Origin of the sequence: Acinetobacter sp. NIPH 1852 (assembly GCF_022549455.1) — a bacterium.
Lineage (GTDB): Bacteria > Pseudomonadota > Gammaproteobacteria > Pseudomonadales > Moraxellaceae > Acinetobacter.
In genome coordinates this window covers 109,015-126,778 of record NZ_JAKZGG010000002.1, presented here as the reverse complement: position 1 = coordinate 126,778, position 17,764 = coordinate 109,015, and the positions used below count along the sequence as shown (strand labels likewise).

16 protein-coding genes are annotated in these 17,764 nt (G+C 39.8%); 3 read left to right on the top strand and 13 right to left on the bottom strand.

The window, feature by feature from the left end; all coding sequences use genetic code 11:
* The first annotated feature begins 218 nt into the window (after nucleotides 1-218).
* Nucleotides 219-1,505: an acyl-CoA dehydrogenase family protein gene (locus MMO38_RS02300; RefSeq protein WP_241322523.1), complete on the top strand. Its 1,287-nt coding sequence runs from the start codon at nucleotides 219-221 to the stop codon at nucleotides 1,503-1,505.
* Between the two features lie 22 nt (nucleotides 1,506-1,527).
* Nucleotides 1,528-2,727, top strand: coding sequence for an acyl-CoA dehydrogenase family protein (locus tag MMO38_RS02295; protein WP_241322382.1), 1,200 nt, complete (start codon nucleotides 1,528-1,530; stop codon nucleotides 2,725-2,727).
* Nucleotides 2,728-2,806: 79 nt separating this feature from the next.
* On the opposite strand, the gene gorA is transcribed toward MMO38_RS02295, so the two are convergent.
* Nucleotides 2,807-4,159, bottom strand: coding sequence for a glutathione-disulfide reductase (gene gorA / locus MMO38_RS02290; RefSeq protein WP_241322381.1), 1,353 nt, complete (start codon nucleotides 4,157-4,159; stop codon nucleotides 2,807-2,809).
* Nucleotides 4,160-4,315: 156 nt separating this feature from the next.
* Entirely contained in the window at nucleotides 4,316-5,560 is a 1,245-nt protein-coding gene (locus tag MMO38_RS02285; RefSeq protein ID WP_241322379.1) for an alkane 1-monooxygenase, read from the bottom strand.
* 198 nt (nucleotides 5,561-5,758) lie between these two features.
* On the opposite strand from MMO38_RS02285, the gene MMO38_RS02280 reads away from it, so the two are divergent.
* Nucleotides 5,759-6,691 carry an AraC family transcriptional regulator gene (locus MMO38_RS02280; RefSeq protein WP_004670977.1) on the top strand — a complete coding sequence of 311 codons (933 nt, stop codon included), beginning with the start codon at nucleotides 5,759-5,761 and terminating at the stop codon, nucleotides 6,689-6,691.
* A gap of 57 nt (nucleotides 6,692-6,748) precedes the next feature.
* On the opposite strand, the gene lpxA is transcribed toward MMO38_RS02280, so the two are convergent.
* The 11 genes from lpxA to pyrH all read right to left on the bottom strand — a co-directional run bounded on the left by lpxA (nucleotide 6,749) and on the right by pyrH (nucleotide 17,741).
* Complete coding sequence (lpxA, locus tag MMO38_RS02275) at nucleotides 6,749-7,537, bottom strand: acyl-ACP--UDP-N-acetylglucosamine O-acyltransferase (protein WP_004670976.1); 789 nt, start codon at nucleotides 7,535-7,537, stop codon at nucleotides 6,749-6,751.
* The gene (fabZ, locus tag MMO38_RS02270; RefSeq protein WP_004670975.1) at nucleotides 7,534-8,019 is read right to left on the bottom strand and encodes a 3-hydroxyacyl-ACP dehydratase FabZ; all 486 of its coding nucleotides are present in this window, start codon (nucleotides 8,017-8,019) and stop codon (nucleotides 7,534-7,536) included. Before fabZ ends, lpxA begins: the two co-directional genes overlap by 4 nt.
* A gap of 6 nt (nucleotides 8,020-8,025) precedes the next feature.
* Entirely contained in the window at nucleotides 8,026-9,096 is a 1,071-nt protein-coding gene (lpxD, locus tag MMO38_RS02265) for a UDP-3-O-(3-hydroxymyristoyl)glucosamine N-acyltransferase (RefSeq protein WP_241322377.1), read from the bottom strand.
* Nucleotides 9,097-9,099: 3 nt separating this feature from the next.
* On the bottom strand, nucleotides 9,100-9,588 hold the full coding sequence (locus MMO38_RS02260) for an OmpH family outer membrane protein (RefSeq protein WP_004670973.1): 489 nt from the start codon (nucleotides 9,586-9,588) through the stop codon (nucleotides 9,100-9,102).
* 45 nt (nucleotides 9,589-9,633) lie between these two features.
* A complete protein-coding gene (gene bamA, locus MMO38_RS02255; protein ID WP_241322375.1) occupies nucleotides 9,634-12,207 on the bottom strand; it encodes an outer membrane protein assembly factor BamA in 2,574 nt (857 codons plus the stop codon).
* Nucleotides 12,208-12,242: 35 nt separating this feature from the next.
* Nucleotides 12,243-13,598 carry an RIP metalloprotease RseP gene (gene rseP, locus MMO38_RS02250; protein WP_241322374.1) on the bottom strand — a complete coding sequence of 452 codons (1,356 nt, stop codon included), beginning with the start codon at nucleotides 13,596-13,598 and terminating at the stop codon, nucleotides 12,243-12,245.
* Nucleotides 13,599-13,603: 5 nt separating this feature from the next.
* Nucleotides 13,604-14,800, bottom strand: coding sequence for a 1-deoxy-D-xylulose-5-phosphate reductoisomerase (gene ispC / locus MMO38_RS02245; protein WP_241322373.1), 1,197 nt, complete (start codon nucleotides 14,798-14,800; stop codon nucleotides 13,604-13,606).
* Nucleotides 14,801-15,625 (bottom strand): CDP-archaeol synthase, encoded by an 825-nt coding sequence (locus tag MMO38_RS02240; RefSeq protein ID WP_005197084.1) that lies wholly within the window; start codon nucleotides 15,623-15,625, stop codon nucleotides 14,801-14,803.
* A 2-nt stretch (nucleotides 15,626-15,627) separates the two neighbouring features.
* Nucleotides 15,628-16,377 (bottom strand): polyprenyl diphosphate synthase, encoded by a 750-nt coding sequence (gene uppS, locus MMO38_RS02235; protein WP_004670968.1) that lies wholly within the window; start codon nucleotides 16,375-16,377, stop codon nucleotides 15,628-15,630.
* A gap of 4 nt (nucleotides 16,378-16,381) precedes the next feature.
* Entirely contained in the window at nucleotides 16,382-16,936 is a 555-nt protein-coding gene (gene frr / locus MMO38_RS02230) for a ribosome recycling factor (RefSeq protein ID WP_004670967.1), read from the bottom strand.
* A gap of 76 nt (nucleotides 16,937-17,012) precedes the next feature.
* A complete protein-coding gene (pyrH, locus tag MMO38_RS02225; protein WP_004670966.1) occupies nucleotides 17,013-17,741 on the bottom strand; it encodes a UMP kinase in 729 nt (242 codons plus the stop codon).
* Nucleotides 17,742-17,764: the final 23 nt, after the last annotated feature.

Sequence of the window (17,764 nt, the reverse complement as noted above, 5' to 3'; positions counted from 1 at the left end):
CTTTGACCAATCTGATTTGTCAGTTTGGTCAATTTTTTTTAGATTAATTTTTTAGTATTTTTATTTACTTATTTAAAAACAAATAGATAAAATAAAACCATCATGCAAATCACCCTTTATCTATATCCAATCAGCAGGTCAAAGAAGACATAGTCTTTCGCTCTAGAACATGTCAGCATAAAATCACAACCATCCTCTAGGATAAAAACATGTCGAATATGATGAATAAAGCTCAAGGTATTGGGCTATCTTTGATCACAAAACTTGCAGGAAGCGATGTGCTTGATCAACTCAAATTACGAAAATTTGTAGAAAAATCATTATATCAAGGTTCAAAAACTGGTTTTAAAGTACTTACAAAAACGCAGAAAGCCTTTAAAGCACAACCTATTGATAAACAACGTTTACCCAATCAAATTAACAAAAATTTATTTGATCTCAGTTTAACTGAAGAACAGCAAATGACTGCGGATGCAATGTCACAATTTGCACAAGAAGTGTTGTATACACTTGCTCATGATGCCGATCACAATGCACAGTTTCCAGAACAACTCTGGCAACATTTAGTAGACTTAGGCTTAAACTACTACGCTCTACCTGAAGCATTAGGCGGTGTTGCAGCCGAACAAAATATCGTCAGCAATATTCTCATTGCAGAAAGCTTAGCAAAGGGTGATTTTAGTTTAACTGCAGGCTTACTGAGTACATTCAGCGTCATTAATGCCATTACCCGTTGGGGTTCAACTCAAGTCCAGTCGATGTATCTCCCGTGCTTTGCTGAAGATACTGACGTGACCGCAACTTTTGCAGTTCAAGAAGCAACACCTGCATTTAATCCATTCCAATTGAAAACCACAGCGACAGAATCAAATGGTCAAATCCTCATTAATGGTGAAAAAACTTTAGTTGTGCTTGGTGATACTGCCGATGTTTTCTTGGTGAGTGCCGAGTTCGATGGAGAAGCAAATATCTTTGTCGTGCAGTGCGATGACAGTATTTCGATTAAAGCCAATCCAGCTATGGGATTAAAAGCAGCCGAAACCGCAACATTACGATTTAATAACACCCCTGCTTTACCTTTAGGTGATGCAGATTTTGACTACACTGCATTTGTCGACCTGGGCAATCTCATGTGGTGTGCAATGGCGGTTGGTACATGTGAAGCGATCAAAGCATACTGTATCAAATATGCCAATGAACGTACCGCATTTGGTGAGCCAATCTCTCATCGTCAAAGTGTTGCATTTATCATTGCCGATATGGCGATTGAAATTGATGCCATGCGTATGTTGGTGCTAAACGCAGCGAGTTTGGCAGAAGCTGGACAACCCTTCCATCGTGAAGCATATTTAGCTCGTTTACTCTGTGCTGAAAAATCAATGAAAATCGGTACAGATGGCGTACAAATTCTAGGCGGGCACGGTTTTACCAAAGAGCATCCTGTTGAACGTTGGTATCGAGACTTACGCGCAACTGCAATTTTACATTCTGGCTTACATGCTTAACTGATCACCTGAGGATAATACGATGAACTTACAAAATCCTAAAAAATTCAAAATGATGGTCGATCAAGCACATGAAGTCGCGTTGAATGTATTGCGCCCGATTTCTCGCAAGTATGATAAAGCTGAACACGCCTATCCAAAAGAGTTGGATATGCTAGCCTCTTTGGTCGATGGTATGAATGAAGGTGGTGAAGGCATCAATGCGGGCGCGGCTGTTGGACAACGTGGTGCCGCTGAAACAGGAAATAAAAATGGCAATAATATGTCGACTGCACTTGGTATCATTGAGATGTGCTATGGCGATACAGGTTTATTGCTCAGTATGCCACGCCAAGGTTTAGGTAACTCCGCCATCGCTGCGGTCGCCAATGATGAACAACTTGAACGCTTCAAAAATACTTGGGCAGCGATGGCCATTACGGAGCCGGGTTGTGGATCCGACTCTGCTGCTATTCGTACCACAGCGACTAAAGATGGCGATGACTATATCCTCAATGGTGAGAAAATCTTCGTTACCTCTGGTGAACGTGCTGACTCGGTTGTCGTTTGGGCAACTTTAGACAAAAAACTTGGTCGCGCTGCGATTAAATCCTTTGTTGTACCAAAAGGTACTACAGGAATGAAGGTAGAGCGTCTAGAGCATAAGTTGGGGATCAAAGCATCGGATACCGCAGTAATTAGTTTCATCGACTGTCGTGTTCCTGCTGCCAATTTACTGGGCAATCCTGAAATTGATATCGCAAAAGGTTTTGCAGGCGTGATGGAAACCTTTGACAATACTCGACCGCTAGTCGCTGCAATGGCGATTGGTTGCGCTAAAGCTTCATTAGAGCGAATTAAAGAAATATTCAAAGATCAACTTGATCCTGACTATAAAACACCCTATCTCCAAACTTCAAACTTAGCTGCCCAAATTTATCGCATGGAAGCTGAGTGGGAAGCTGCACGTTTGCTAATGATCAAAGCAACATGGATGGCGGATAACAAGAAACCAAACTCCAAAGAAGCCTCGATCGCCAAAGCAAAAGCTGGACGTGTGGGCAATGAAATCACCCTAAAATGTGTCGAACTGGCTGCAAGCCTTGGTTATGGTGAAGATGAGTTATTAGAAAAATGGGCACGCGATTCAAAAATTCTTGATATTTTTGAAGGTACGCAACAAATTCAGCAACTCATTATTGCTCGTCGTGAGTTAGGTAAATCTTCGAGCGAGTTGAAATAATTTCTGTCTGTGAAAGTACAGAATTAAAAGGACGTTGCTATAACGTCCTTTTTTTAATTTTGATAAATGAAAAGCTGATTTATCTCATCGTCACAAACTCTTCAGCAGAGGTCGGGTGAATTGCCACGGTATTGTCAAAGTCCTGTTTAGTCGCACCCATTTTCAATGCAACCGCAAAACCTTGCAAAATTTCATCCATCCCAAAACCTATGCCATGAATTCCCACAATTTTTTCTTCTTTGCCAACACAGACCAACTTCATTTTTGTTGGCTGCCGATGCTGGGTAATCGCACTAAACATCGCAGTAAAAGATGAGCTATAAACTTTCACTGATTGTTTACCGTATTTTTCAATTGCTTCAGCTTCAGTGATCCCAACTGTGCCAATCGGTGGATGACTAAACACCACGGTTGGAATATTGTCATAATCCAAATATTCATTAGGTTTATTATTAAACAGTCTTTCGGATAAGCGACGACCAGCCGCTACAGCAACAGGTGTTAATTCCATTTTCCCAGTAATATCTCCAACTGCATAGATACCAACTTGAGTCGTATTTTGAAATTTATCGACTTTGATATAGCCCCTTTCATCGAGCTGAATATTGGCTTTATCTAGATTTAAATTTGATGTATCTGGTTTACGCCCTGTTGCCCAAATCAGACAATCGACAGTATGTTGTTCTTCATTTTCCAGATGTAAAATAACAGAACCATCTTGATTCTTTGTGACACGCTTAGGCACTGCCTGCGTATGTACCATGATTCCATCTGTTTGCATCACCTCAAGCAAAGTTTCACTGATGAATCGGTCAAAACGACGTACAGGTAAATCCTTACGAATAAACAATTCCACCTTTGAGCCTAAGGCATTCAGCACACCAGCAAGCTCAACTGCGATATAGCCAGAACCTACAACGGCTGTTCTTTTAGGCAAAGCTGTTAACTCAAAAAAACCATTTGAATCGATGCCATATTCAACGCCATCAAGCTGAGGTAAGGCAGGCTGTGTTCCTGTTGCAATTAAAATATGTTCTGCTGTGTAGCGTTCAGCATTGACTTCAATGGTATTTTTATCAATAAAAGTTGCAGCGCCATGAATTATATCAACGTTATTATTACTTAGGCTATTTTGATAAGACTGATGAATCCGCTCAATATAAGCTTGTCTATTCTTAATTAAGATCTGCCAATCAAATGACTCTAGTTTGCTATTGAAGCCATAATCAGGCCCGTATTTTTGGATGGTTTCAGCGACTTGCGCTGCATACCACATGACTTTTTTAGGTACGCAACCAACATTGACACAAGTTCCACCGATTTCGCTCCTTTCAATTAAGGCGCATTTTTTACCGTACATCGCTGCTCGATTCACCGATGCAATACCACCACTACCGCCACCGATCACAATATAATCATAATGTTTTGTCATTTCAGCCTCTTAATATCAGGATTTTTTAGTTTTACGTTATGGATAGGTATACAGCAACAGGATCTGAAAACAGCCCTTTTTTATTTTTTTAATACAAGAAAATAAAAAAACACCGATCATTGCTGATCAGTGTTTTTTGTTTTGGAAGCTTAAAAATTAGTCTGTAACAGCAACTTCAATGGATGCTTGTTCTAAAGACTGGTCAGCCACACCAAATTTTTTCAAAATTTTAGCACGACGTTTTGGATAGATATTGGCTTTATTTAAATCACCTTTGTAATGATCAAATACACGCTTATCCATCATTTTGAACCATAGTGGTGGAATCAACGCAGGAAGTAACATGCTTGCATAGCCACTTGGCAACTCTGGTGCTTCATCAAAATGACGTAATGCTTGGAATGGACGAGTTGGATAAGCATGATGGTCTGAGTGACGCTGTAACTGATACAAGAACAAATTGGTCACAATATTATTATTGTTCCAGCTATGTTCTGGCATCGTGCGTTGATATTTCCCATCTGCATTTTTCTGACGCTTCAAACCATAGTGTTCGATATAATTAATAATCTCGAACAAAGTAATGCCATAGAATGCCTGAGTTGCTAAATAAGGAATTACCCCCTTACCAAATAAACCAATCATCGAGCCGTGGAATGCTGCACTCATTCCCCAACCTTGAAGTAATTCATTATCTTTAGACCAGAATTCTAAGCCCTTACGTTTTAAACGATTGGTCTCGATCTCGATTGCTGACTTAAAAGAACCGAAGACTGTACGTGGCCAAAACTCATAAAATGTCTCACCCATTTGTGAAGATGCTGGATCTTCTGGTGTCGCCGCACGTTTATGGTGGCCATAAGGATGTTCTATACGGAAATGATTGTACCCTGTTGGAACAAGTGCCAAATGTGACAAAATATGGTCAATGCGATCATGTTTATGGCTGAGTTCATGTGCGGTATTAATCGCAATACCATTAATCGCACCCATTGAAATACCAAGGAAAATTTTATCAATGAATGATGTTTCTTTTCGACTTGTTAAATAACATGCATAAAAATTCGCTGCATACTGTAACGGAATAAAGCTTTTGACTAAACGCGAATAGTATGGATCTTTCTCTAAAAGCTTAATATCTTCTTCAGATGGATTATTGGCATCTTTACCAATGATTGTATCAATTGTTGGAATGACAATATGTAAAACAATCGGCCCACCCAATGCAAAGATTTTCTTCAATGGACGAGGTGCAAATTGGTAACCAGCTAAAATACCAATACCGATTACAGGTAAAGCTGGACTAATTGCCCATAAATAACGTTTACGGTCCAACTCCATTTTTGATTTTGGAATGCTTACTGGCGTAAGTTCATGCTCAACATTTACTGGCGCATTCATCATCTTTTCCATATCTTTTCTATATACTTATATTTTCTAGGAAAATGTAGCAGATTACAGTTGCAAGCGTCCAAAAAACCTATTTCAGCGTCTTTGGCATTTTCCCCCCTGTTTTTGTCCTTTAAGCACATAAACAGATATTGAGTTATCTCCATAGCACTCTATAATTTAAGAATAACTACATCATGTAAAAATCATATGGATGCCCTAAGTAAAATTTTTGCTGATATTCATTTAAACCACACTGAATATATCTACTTGAAAACTCAGGGAGAATGGAGTTTTTTTTGCCAAGATCAAAGCGCTTTGATTGTGCATATTGTTTTGGTTGGTTCGGTTTATATTCAAATTGATGCTCAGAACAGTTTGACTGCTCATGCTGGCGAAATTGTGATTATTCCTTCTGGGAAAGCGCATATTGGTGCAGACAATGCGATTACCAAGCTCGTTGATGCGATTGATATTTCAAAATTCTTCGATGGTCACAAAGAAGATGCCTTAGAGTTTGGTACAGAATCTTCGAATAAAAATCTAATTTTAACGATCCGTTGCCAAATTGATACCATCATGGCGCGCCCTTTTGTTCAAGCACTTCCGTTATTGATTCATCTGCAACAAGGAGATGCGACCGCACCTGAATGGTTACAAATAGGATTGCATTTCCTAGCATTGGAAACTCAGAATATTCAGGCAGGTCGAGACATTATCATTGACCACTTGGTGAATATTTTATTGATCAAATGTATACGTGATCATATCCAACAAATATCAACTCAACACGGCTGGCTCAGTGCACTCAACCATCCTGAACTCAGTAATAGCTTAGCTGCTATTCACAACCATCCCGAAGATGCTTGGACCGTCGAATTATTGGCAGAACAATGCTGTATGTCACGCTCAAAGTTTGCCAGTTTATTCCATGAAGTTATCGGCGAATCACCGCTAGCCTATTTACAACAACATCGGATGCGTTTAGCCAGCCAATATCTACGAAAAAGCAGTTATTCGATTCAACAAATTGCAAATAAAGTCGGATATTCATCGGAAACTGCCTTTAGCCAAGCGTTTAAAAGAACCTTTGAAGTATCACCTAAACAATATCGACAACAATTCATTGAGGACGACGACTAAAATGCAAAAAAGACACCTCAGTGTCTTTTTTCTTATCTATTAACCGCACTGAATCAATTAACGCACAATACCGCGCGTTGATTTTTCTAAAGAGTCAATAAATAGTTGCGCTTCTGGTGTATTCACCAGTACTTCATTACGAATCTGTTCAATAGCCTGCTCAGAGGTGAGGCCAGACTTATAAATCAGTTTATAGGCAGCTCTTAAGCCTTGAATGGTATCTCTTGACCAGCCTTTACGTCGCATACCTTCAATGTTCATACCATATGCATGCGCTGGGTTTCCTGATGCCATCACATAGGCAGGAACATCTTTGAGAATCAATGCAGCACCACCAATCATACTATATGAATCAATACGGCAAAATTGATGAATACCAGCATTACCACCGACAATAATATGATCACCAACATGTACATGGCCTGCAACGCCGACATTATTGGCAAAAATATTGTGATTCCCAATCACACAATCATGTGCGATATGGGTATTCACCATAAATAGGTTATGACTACCAATCTTGGTAATGCCTTTATCCTGAACTGTACCTCTATGCAAGGTACAATGCTCACGGATAATATTGTGGTCGCCAATTTCCAACCACGTTTCTTCACCTTGATATTTCAAATCTTGGCAAATTTCCCCAACACTAGAGAATTGGAAAATATCATTATTTTTACCAATCCGCGTAAAACCACCAATCACTACATGTGAGTGTAATTTTGTCCCCGTGTCAATACTTACATTTGGGCCTACAATACAATACGGTCCAATCTGCACATCTGATGCGATTACTGCAGATGGATCGATAATAGCTGTAGGATGTATTAAATTTTGACTACTCATGCCTGCTCAATTTTTTGGTGTGAAATAATAATCTCTGCCGTTGCAGCGATAATACCGTCAACGCTTGCAGTACAATTGTACTTGTAAATGCCGCGTTTTTGCATAACAAGTTCAGATTTTAAGATAAGCTGGTCACCGGCAACAACCTGTTTCTTAAATCTTATTTTTTCTGCACCAGCAAATAAGAACAACGAACCCGCTTTTGGCTTTTGATTTGTTAATACAAAACCTAATATACCAGAGACCTGTGCTAAAGCTTCAATGATCAATACACCAGGCATAATCGGATAAGTGGGAAAATGTCCTTGAAGAAACTCTTCATTAATAGACACATTCTTATAACCGACAATGCTGTTTTCAGTCACTTCAGTCACACGATCAACTAATAAAAAAGGATAGCGATGAGGTAAATATTCGCGAATGGTCAAAATATCCATTGGCAATTCAGGCATTGTAAATGTTGGTAATGTAGATTCGGTCATAATAAATTATTTACGTAACTTAAGGGTTGATTCAAGGGACTCTAATTGAGCTTGCATATGATCGAGTCTTTTCGTGATTTGGGTCAATGGCACATCTGCTAATTGTCTTAAGCGCACAATGGTCTTTTTCCAATGACTATTTTCAAAAAGTCCAACACCAGAAGAATACGTTCCAGCTTCATAAATATTTTTTGTGACCATTGACATTGCTGTAAGTGTCACATTATCCGTGATTTCAAGATGCCCAACCACCCCACAGGCTCCACCTAGAATACAGTTTTTGCCAATTTTCGTACTGCCAGCGATTCCACATTTCGCGGCAATTGCTGTATTTTCACCAATATGTACATTGTGAGCGATTTGCACAAGGTTATCAATAATGACACCATCTTTCAAAATCGTGTCATCCAAAGCACCTCGATCAATACTACAATTTGAGCCAATACGCACGTCATTACCGATCTGAACTGAACCAAGTTGAGCAATTCGATGCCATTTCCCTTCATAAGGTGCAAAACCAAAGCCTTCTGTCCCGATCGCAGTATTTGCATGGATCCGAACACGATCTTTTAATGTCGCTTGTCCCGTAATGGTGACATGAGCATCAATAAAGCAATCTTTTCCGATCTCAACACCGTCATCAATAAATGAATGGGCTTGAATAATTGTATTTGCTCCAACCACACAGTTTTCGCCAATGATCACATAATGTCCAATATAAACATCATCGGCAATGATTGCTGAGGGATGAATTTGAGCCGTGCTTTCAATACCACGTTGGAGGATTTTTGCTTCGAATAGATGCGTGAGAACTGCAAATGCTAAATAAGGGTTATCAACAACGATAAAATTTTTCTTTTGTGGAAGTTGCTGCTTCAATGTTTCCGTGACGATATAAACACCAGCATGACTTGCTTCTGCTTGGGCTAGATATTTTTCACCATTCACAAAACTAATATGCTGGTTCTGAGCCAGCTCTAAACTTGCCAAATTGGAAATTTGAAAGTCTTTTTCACCAAAAAACTCACCTTTTACAAGGTGAGCAAGTTCTTCTAAACGATAACGACTTCTATTCATTGATTATTTCATTGCATTAACCTTTTGAATCATTTTATCAGTTAAATCATACTTAGCGTCAGAGGCAATCGTAGAATTTTTATTCATAATAAAGTCTAAATTGTTTTCTTTACGCAGTTGTTCGGCTGCTTGCTTAACACGATTTTCAAAAGTCGTATTCATGGTTTGCAAACTTGACTGAACTTTAGTCTGTAAACCTTGTTGAGTTGTATTGAACTCATTTACTTTTGCCTGATATTGTGCAGAAAGTTTTTGTAAATCAGCTTGATTTGCAGATTGCGCTCTTTGTTGCAAACTCTCGATTTCTTTGCCTAACTGTTCCAATTTGGTCGATGTCGGTTTTACCGATTGACCGAGACTGGCGTTCTGCTGTTTCAAATAGGTACTACTTTCAACAACTTTTGCTAAATCGACGACAGCAATACTTGCTGCATTACTCATCGCAGATATCGTTAAACCTAAACCGAACATGACAGCGGTTAATGTTTTCATGATTCCATCCTTTGTATATTTTTCAAAAATTAAACAAGGTCGTACTTAGAATGTACGACCAATTTCAAATTGGATTGATTTAGTGTCATCACCCTTCTTGTCATTAAGCGGGTAAGCATAACTCAGCGATAACGGTCCAATCATAGTGATCCATGTAAAGCCTGCACCAACACTGTAGCGCATATTTCCAGCATCAAAATTGTAGTTGTCTTTACAGTATTGTTTTATATCGACATTGCTACCATTTACTGAAATGTTACCTTTAGGCACATCACATTTCGTATCAAATACTTGTGCACCTTCAGCAAACAGTACAGGTCTGACTTGACGTGCCCAATCCCCTTTGAATGGCACAGGTAAGGCGAGTTCAGTACCAAACTGGACTAGTGCATTACCACCGACTTCTTCAGGATCTGGGTCATTTCTACCTGTTTCTTGGAAAATAACACTTGGATATTTTGGACCCAAAGAGCTGTTGTCATAGCCACGAACTGAGCCATAACCACCTGCATAGAAATTCTTGTAGAATGGTAGATCATTACCAAAACCTAACTTACCATAACCTCGAAGTACAAAACCTTTTGGTAATGATTTAAATGCTTGCGCATCATAAGTTAGTTTTTGATAGTCAACATCACTACCTGGAAGACCCACTTCTAGGCCAACACGATGCGACATACCTGATGTTGGGAAAACTGGTCGGTTCAGCGTATTATATGACCAGCCCAAATTAAGTGTATAAGTTAAAAATTCACCTTCAAACTGATTGCCGTACTCTTTCAACTTCAAAGCATCGAACTTGTCATCTACACAATGTGTAGGTAAATCATATCCTTCTGGGGGATCAGATGGTGGTGGATCGCCTTTTTCAATATCAATTTCTTTTTGCGACTTGTAAGAGCCCTCACAAAATGAGCTTGAACCTGTCTTTTTACCACCATTTGCTAATAAATAGTCACGGATGTAAGTAGATACGTTTGGTCCCGTTCTGACTTTAGTCTTATCAATACCCACCGATGCACTTAAACTTTGGTTTTCATCAATCGGATAACCAAAACTTAGACTACCGCCCAAACTGTCAGTCACGTAGTTATTGACGTTAAAGTCTTTATTTAGCTTGGTTTTACGATAGTAAACATTATAACCACGACTCACACCATCAATCGTGAAATATGGGTCGGTCACACTTAGGTTGTAATAATCTTGTGTTTCTGAGCGAGATAGATCGACTGCAACACGGTTACCTGTCCCCATAAAGTTAGTTTGACTTAAACCTGCTTGGAAAGTCACACCACCATTTTGAGAGTAACCAACTGCCAAAGTTGTAGTTCCTGAATGTTGCTCTTCAACAGCGACATTTAAATCAACTTGGTCAGGTGTGTTTGGTACACGAACAGGCTTAACATCAACGGTTTTAAAGAAGCCTGTACGCTCTAAACGAATTTTTGATAAATCAATTTTTTCGTTACTTGCTAACGCACCTTCCATTTGGCGCATTTCACGACGTAAAACCTCATCAGCAGTCTTATTATTACCTGTGAAGTTCACACGACGTACCGTAACTTGTTGCCCCGGATTGATATAGTAATTGAGATTCACCAATCCAGTTTGGTTATTAATCTCAGGTACGACATTCACCTCAGCGTAGTAATAACCAGCATTACCATACTTTCTCAGTAATAGTTGCTTAACGGCATTCACTCTTTCTTGTGAATAGGTTTCGCCATCTTTATATAGTTTTAGTGCTTTTAGTTCTTCAGGCTTATAAAGTGCATCACCTAAGAATTTGGTCTCGCCAAACTTAAATTGACTACCTTCATCAACAGAAACTTCGATAAAGATATTCTTTTTATCTTCACTGATATTCAGTTGTGAATTAATAATATTAAAATTGATATAACCTTTGTTGAGATATAACGCACGTAAAGCTTCTAAGCTTGCTGCCATTTTTTCACGTGCATAGCGGTCATTACGAGTTACAACAGAAGCCCAGCCACTTTCTTTTACTGCGAAAGCTTGCTTGATATCACTGTCACTAAATACAGTATTACCAATGATATTAATATCGAATACTTTAGCTGCTGTTCCTTCGTTGAAGTTCAATAACAACTCAACACGGTTGTTTGGTCGTGCAACTGTTTCTACTGTCACATCAGCATCATAACGACCTTGCTGGGTATACTGTTGTTCAAGTTCAGTTTCAATGATCTGTAGCGCAGACTTCTTGAACACTTCGCCCTCAGCGATTCCCATCTTCTTCAAGCCTTGTTCCAAAGCTTCTTTTGGAATAAGTTTATTTCCTTTAAACTCCAACTTGGAAATCACTGGACGTTCGACGACTTTGAACACCAATACATCGCTTTCTTTATAGACTTTAATGTCATCAAATAAACCTGATGCATATAAACTACGAATAGCCTCAGCAATCATTGGATCATTGACACGATCACCACTATTTATTGGCAACATCGAATAAATACTTGCAGGTGTTAAACGCACTAGCCCATCAATTCGTATATCTCGTGCAAGAAACTCATCTGCTGCGTATGCTTGTTGTACCACTGCCATCGCACTGACCAGTGCCAAAGGCATTAATAAATGTGTGTGACGCATGCCCATATATTTTCCAGTAAGTTAAATTCCATTTGCGTTTTTTATAAACGCATGAAGTCGTTAAATAAAGCCAAAAGCATCATGCTACCGAGCAGTACCATACCAACTTTTAGACCCAATATCTGTATTTGTTCGGAAACAGGTTTACCACGAATGAGTTCGATAAAGTAATAAACCAGATGTCCACCATCAAGCATCGGAATCGGCAATAAGTTCAAAATCCCCAAACTCACACTCATCAGTGCCATAAAGGAAATAAATGTCTGCCATCCCATTTCTGCACTTTGACCTGCAACTTTAGCAATGGTAATTGGTCCTGACAAATTATCTAGCCCAATTAATCCACGTACCATTTTGACGATCGAGTTAAAAATCATACTTGAAAGCTGTACGGTTTTATCAACCGCGACACCAAAAGCCTGGAAAGGTGAATACTGAATGGTTTGCTTATAATCATTCGGAATCGTGACTTGACCTGCATCACTTTTCACTCCCAGTACACCAGTCACATTGCCCATATTGTCACGCTGACCACGGGGTATCATCTGTAAATGTACCAGCTCACCTTGTCTCATCACATCAATATTTAATAGCTTTTCAGGTGATTTTTGAACCACACTCACCACATCAAACCAGTCTTTCATGGCAACATCATTAATTGCCACAATTTGATCGCCTTCTTTCATCCCTTGGCGAATCGCAGTGCCATCGGCAGTTAGTTCTTTCACGACAGCAGGGATCATTGGACGATAAGGCAGGAAACCCAATGCGTCTAAAGGTGATTGACTTTGATCTTTGAGAAAGTTTTGGATCGACAAGTTAAATTGTTTTTCAGTACCGTCTCGCTCAACCAGCACCGACACTTGACCAGATTCACCCACACGGTTAATTAAAGCAAAGTTTAATTTTTCCCATGTCGGCGTCGTTTGACCATCCACAGCTAGAACTTTATCACCGACCTGTAGGTCGACCTGAGCGGCAGGTGTATTTGGCATGATTTTACCAATACGCGTATTCAACTGTTCTTGTGCAGGTAGGAACAAAATCCAAAATAAAAAAACTGCAAAAATGAGATTAATTAAAGGACCCGCAGCAACAATTGCAATACGCTTCCACGGTGGCTGTCGATTGAATGTATAAGGAAGGTCTTTTTCTGCGACATTTCCCTCACGCTCATCCAACATCTTGACGTAACCACCTAAAGGCAACGCAGAAAGCTGATATTGAATACCAGATTTTTTAGATTGCCATTTCAGTAAAGTTGGACCAAAACCAATCGAATAAACTAAAACTTTTACACCAAGCTTGCGTGCAACCCAATAGTGACCAAACTCATGAATTGCGATCAGAGGCCCAAGCAATAAAATCGCTGCAACAATCATAAATAGTGCATTCATACGATTTAGCCTCCTATATCCACAATGTATTTCTCTGCAATCCGTCTAGCGATCATATCAGTATGCAAAATGATGTCTATATTTTCTGCTTTAGCATTTTGTACAGCATCTAAGCTCTGTTCGACAACTTGAGCAATTTGCGTAAAAGCGATGCGGTTTTGTAGAAATGCAGCCACTGCAATTTCATTTGCTGCATTCAAGATCGTAGGTGCTAGACCACCTGCTCTCATCGCCTGACGTGCTAGATTTAAAGCAGGAAACTTAACTTCATCAGGTGCTTGAAAGTCCAACTGAGCTGTCGCAAATAAATCCAATGCAGGAACATGTGTTTTTAGGCGATTTGGCCATGCCAATGCATGTGCAATCGGCGTACACATATCGGGGTTACCCATTTGTGCCAAAGTTGAACCATCCACATATTGAACCATTGAATGAATGATACTTTGTGGATGCACAACAACTGTAACAAAATGTTCTGATATTGAAAACAAATGGCATGCTTCGATCAGTTCTAGACCTTTATTCATCAAAGTCGCTGAGTCTACTGAGATCTTTTGTCCCATCGACCAGTTTGGATGTTTGCACGCTTGTTGTGGTGTTACTGCACTTAATTGTTCTAATGTGTGATTGAGAAATGGGCCGCCAGAGGCTGTCAACAAAATACCAGAAACGCCTAGCTGTGGCTGCCCTGTTCGTTCAGTGGTTAAGTAATCATGTGGTAATGATTGAAAAATCGCATTATGTTCAGAATCTACGGGTAATAGTAATGCATTATGCTCACGTGCAGCCTGCATCATAATGTCACCCGACATCACCAATGCTTCTTTATTGGCAAGTAATACACGTTTACCCGCTTTAACTGCGGCAAGTGTCGGCAATAAACCAGCAGCACCAACGATCGCTGCCATGACAATATCAACGTCAGGATGTTCAGCAATCTCAATTAAGCCAGTTTCATCCGAAAGAATTTCAATTTGTTTTAAATTTTCTTGGTTAAAACGCTGTTGCAGTTCACTGACTTTTTCATTCGGTACCACAACAATTTTAGGATGAAATTTTCTACAAATCTCTAAAAGCTCATCTAAACGACTATAAGCAGAAACCGCAAATACAGTGTATTGCTCTGGGTGCTGCGCTAATACTTTTAAAGTACTTTGTCCAATTGAACCTGTCGCACCCAATATACAAACAGCTTGTGTCATTTATAGATCTACACCAATAAGTTTTAAGATATACAACCCTGTTGCAAAAATCGGGGCAGCTGCGAGCAAAGAATCTATTCGATCGAGCACACCACCATGTCCAGGGAGTACGCGACCAGAATCTTTAATCCCAGCACGGCGTTTAATCATCGACTCGAACAAATCGCCCAATACTGAGGCAAACACGGTAATGATAGAGAGTATTAAGAATAAGACGAGCTGTACAGTGGTTAAATCTAAATAAAAATACTGCACAACAAACATAATAATGACAGTCGTTGCAATACCGCCATACAATCCCTCTAGGGATTTGTTTGGACTTACAAAAGGTGCAAGTTTCTTTTGACCAAATTTGCGTCCAACAAAATAAGCACCACTGTCCGCGCCCCAAACCAGCAAGAACAAATACATTAACCACCACGGCGAGCTAAACCATAGGGCATACAATGCAGTGACTGCAGCAGAAATTAAGATAAAGCCAATGATATATAATGATGGATTGTACCAACCATCCGATTCAGGAAAGTTTTTAACCCAATAAATACTTCCCAACCAAGTGAGAATAGAAGCAGCCCAAAGCAGTAGTGCCACATCATCGTAGAACAATGCCAGTGCCGATACGAGTGCTACACAACCACCATACAACCAAGCCTTAGGTTTTGGCACAGTGGTCGCAGTACGTGGCATAAGCTTAAACCACTCATAACCTGCCACCCCCGCAGCTAAAATCATAAGCATAAACATTGGATAATGTGATTGCGTTGCAAACATGCAACTTAAAACAACAGCAACTAACACCAATGCGGTAATAATCCGCTCTAACATTATTAATTCTCTATTTTCGCTTGTTGAATCTGTTCAGATGTCTTACCAAAACGTCTTTCACGTCCCGAAAAAACGCGAAACGCATGATCTAATTCTTTAATTGTAAATTCTGGCCATAAAGTCTCAGTAAAATACAATTCTGCGTATGCTGCTTGCCAAAGTAAGAAATTAGACAACCGATAGTCACCACCAGTACGGACCAACAAATCGACAGCAGGTAGATCATTTAGACTGACATATTTATCAAATAAATCAACATTTATCTGATCTGTTTGAAGTTTTCCAGCCAGTGCATCTTCAGCAATACATTTTGCAGCATGAGCCATATCCCACATACCACCATAACTTACGGCGATGGAAAGTGTCATGGAATCAAAAGCGGCGGTTTTTTGCTCTGCCACTTGCATTAAATCACGCAACTCATTTGACAACCGAGAACGATCCCCAATGAAACGCAGTGCAATGTTGAACTTTTCCATCCGCGGAAGCTGCTCATGAATGGTTTCTTCAAGCAATTGCATGAGCAAATCAACTTCATATTGGGGACGATTCCAATTCTCACTGGAAAATGCAAAAACGGTTAACGCTCGAACACCCATTTTTTTACAATGTTCGACGATAGGATCTAAGACATTTTTGCCTTCACGATGCCCATCACCTTTTTGCATTTGCTTTTTTTTGGCAAAACGATTGTTGCCATCCATAATGATGGCAACATGTTGAGGAAGAAGCGGTTCTTCTTGCAAGGTCATAGAATTAGACCTTCATCAATTCTGCTTCTTTTGCCGCAAGACGTTTATCAACCTCTGCAACATATTTGTCTGTAATTTTTTGGATATCATCACCTGCACGACGATCATCATCTTCAGAAATTTCTTTTTCTTTCAATAATGATTTGATGTCACCCAAAACATCACGACGAATGTTACGAATCGCGATTTTTGCATTCTCAGCTTCGGTACGTGCTACTTTTTGCATGTCACGGCGTGTTTCCTCAGTCAAAGCTGGTAACGGAACACGAATAGAATCAGCAGTGATTGGATTCAATCCCAAGTCACTTTCACGAATCGCTTTATCAATTGCAGAAACCATTGTACGTTCAAATGGCTGAACGACTAGCGTACGCGAATCCTCTACACCTACGTTCGCAACTTGGTTAAGTGGCACGTCAGAACCATAGTAAGAAACCATTACACCATTTAAAATAGATGGATGAGCACGTCCAGTACGAACCTTTGCAAACCCCTGCTCTAAAGATTCAAGGGTTTTCTGCATGCGCTGTTCGCTGTCTTTTTTGAGATCGTTAATCATATGATCTTCCTTACTTATTCAATAGGTATTACAAGAAAATTATGCGTAGTATAAAGAGCTTTATGCTGCACGTATATTAGTTGGTGACGTGAGTACCTTCTTTTTCGCCCATTACGACCGAAAGTAATGCGCCAGATTTATTCATATCGAATACTTGGAGTGGAACATTGTGGTCACGACACAAGCAGATCGCAGTCAAATCCATAACACCCAATTTCTCATCAAGTACTTGATCGAAAGTTAAGTGATCATATTTAACTGCATCATCATATTTGCTTGGGTCTTTATTATAGACACCATCAACCTTGGTTGCTTTAAGGATCAAGTTTGATTCGATCTCAATACCACGCAAACACGCTGCTGTATCCGTCGTAAAAAATGGATTACCTGTGCCTGCAACGAATACGCATACTTCGCCTTGGCTTAGATAACGAATTGCATCACGGCTAGAATATGACTCAACTACTGTACCGATCTGTAACGCAGACATTAAGCGAGTTTTAATATTACGGCGTACCAATGCATCACGCATTGCCAAACCGTTCATTACTGTTGCCAACATTCCCATTTGGTCACCCGTTACACGACCCACCAAACCATCTTTTTGCAATTGGCTACCGCGATATAAGTTACCACCACCAACCACAATACCCACCTGCACACCTAAACCAACTAAGTGCGCAATCGACAATGACATTTGATCGAGTACTTGGGCATCAATACCCATATCTTTGTTTCCTGCGAGCGCTTCACCAGAAAGCTTGAGCAAGATACGTGCATAACGTGGATTCTTAGAAGTTGACATACTTTTATACTCCAAACCGAACA

What these genes read in the sequence shown, in the direction of transcription:
- fabZ (WP_004670975.1), bottom strand. Translation starts at nt 8,019, where the DNA reads ATGACCGAATCTACATTACCAACATTTACAATGCCTGAATTGCCAATG.
- MMO38_RS02285 (WP_241322379.1), bottom strand. Translation starts at nt 5,560, where the DNA reads ATGAATGCGCCAGTAAATGTTGAGCATGAACTTACGCCAGTAAGCATT.
- lpxA (WP_004670976.1), bottom strand. Translation starts at nt 7,537, where the DNA reads ATGAGTAGTCAAAATTTAATACATCCTACAGCTATTATCGATCCATCT.
- pyrH (WP_004670966.1), bottom strand. Translation starts at nt 17,741, where the DNA reads ATGTCAACTTCTAAGAATCCACGTTATGCACGTATCTTGCTCAAGCTT.
- bamA (WP_241322375.1), bottom strand. Translation starts at nt 12,207, where the DNA reads ATGGGCATGCGTCACACACATTTATTAATGCCTTTGGCACTGGTCAGT.
- MMO38_RS02295 (WP_241322382.1), top strand. Translation starts at nt 1,528, where the DNA reads ATGAACTTACAAAATCCTAAAAAATTCAAAATGATGGTCGATCAAGCA.
- MMO38_RS02280 (WP_004670977.1), top strand. Translation starts at nt 5,759, where the DNA reads ATGGATGCCCTAAGTAAAATTTTTGCTGATATTCATTTAAACCACACT.
- frr (WP_004670967.1), bottom strand. Translation starts at nt 16,936, where the DNA reads ATGATTAACGATCTCAAAAAAGACAGCGAACAGCGCATGCAGAAAACC.
- gorA (WP_241322381.1), bottom strand. Translation starts at nt 4,159, where the DNA reads ATGACAAAACATTATGATTATATTGTGATCGGTGGCGGTAGTGGTGGT.
- MMO38_RS02240 (WP_005197084.1), bottom strand. Translation starts at nt 15,625, where the DNA reads ATGTTAGAGCGGATTATTACCGCATTGGTGTTAGTTGCTGTTGTTTTA.
- MMO38_RS02260 (WP_004670973.1), bottom strand. Translation starts at nt 9,588, where the DNA reads ATGAAAACATTAACCGCTGTCATGTTCGGTTTAGGTTTAACGATATCT.
- lpxD (WP_241322377.1), bottom strand. Translation starts at nt 9,096, where the DNA reads ATGAATAGAAGTCGTTATCGTTTAGAAGAACTTGCTCACCTTGTAAAA.
- rseP (WP_241322374.1), bottom strand. Translation starts at nt 13,598, where the DNA reads ATGAATGCACTATTTATGATTGTTGCAGCGATTTTATTGCTTGGGCCT.
- ispC (WP_241322373.1), bottom strand. Translation starts at nt 14,800, where the DNA reads ATGACACAAGCTGTTTGTATATTGGGTGCGACAGGTTCAATTGGACAA.
- MMO38_RS02300 (WP_241322523.1), top strand. Translation starts at nt 219, where the DNA reads ATGATGAATAAAGCTCAAGGTATTGGGCTATCTTTGATCACAAAACTT.
- uppS (WP_004670968.1), bottom strand. Translation starts at nt 16,377, where the DNA reads ATGACCTTGCAAGAAGAACCGCTTCTTCCTCAACATGTTGCCATCATT.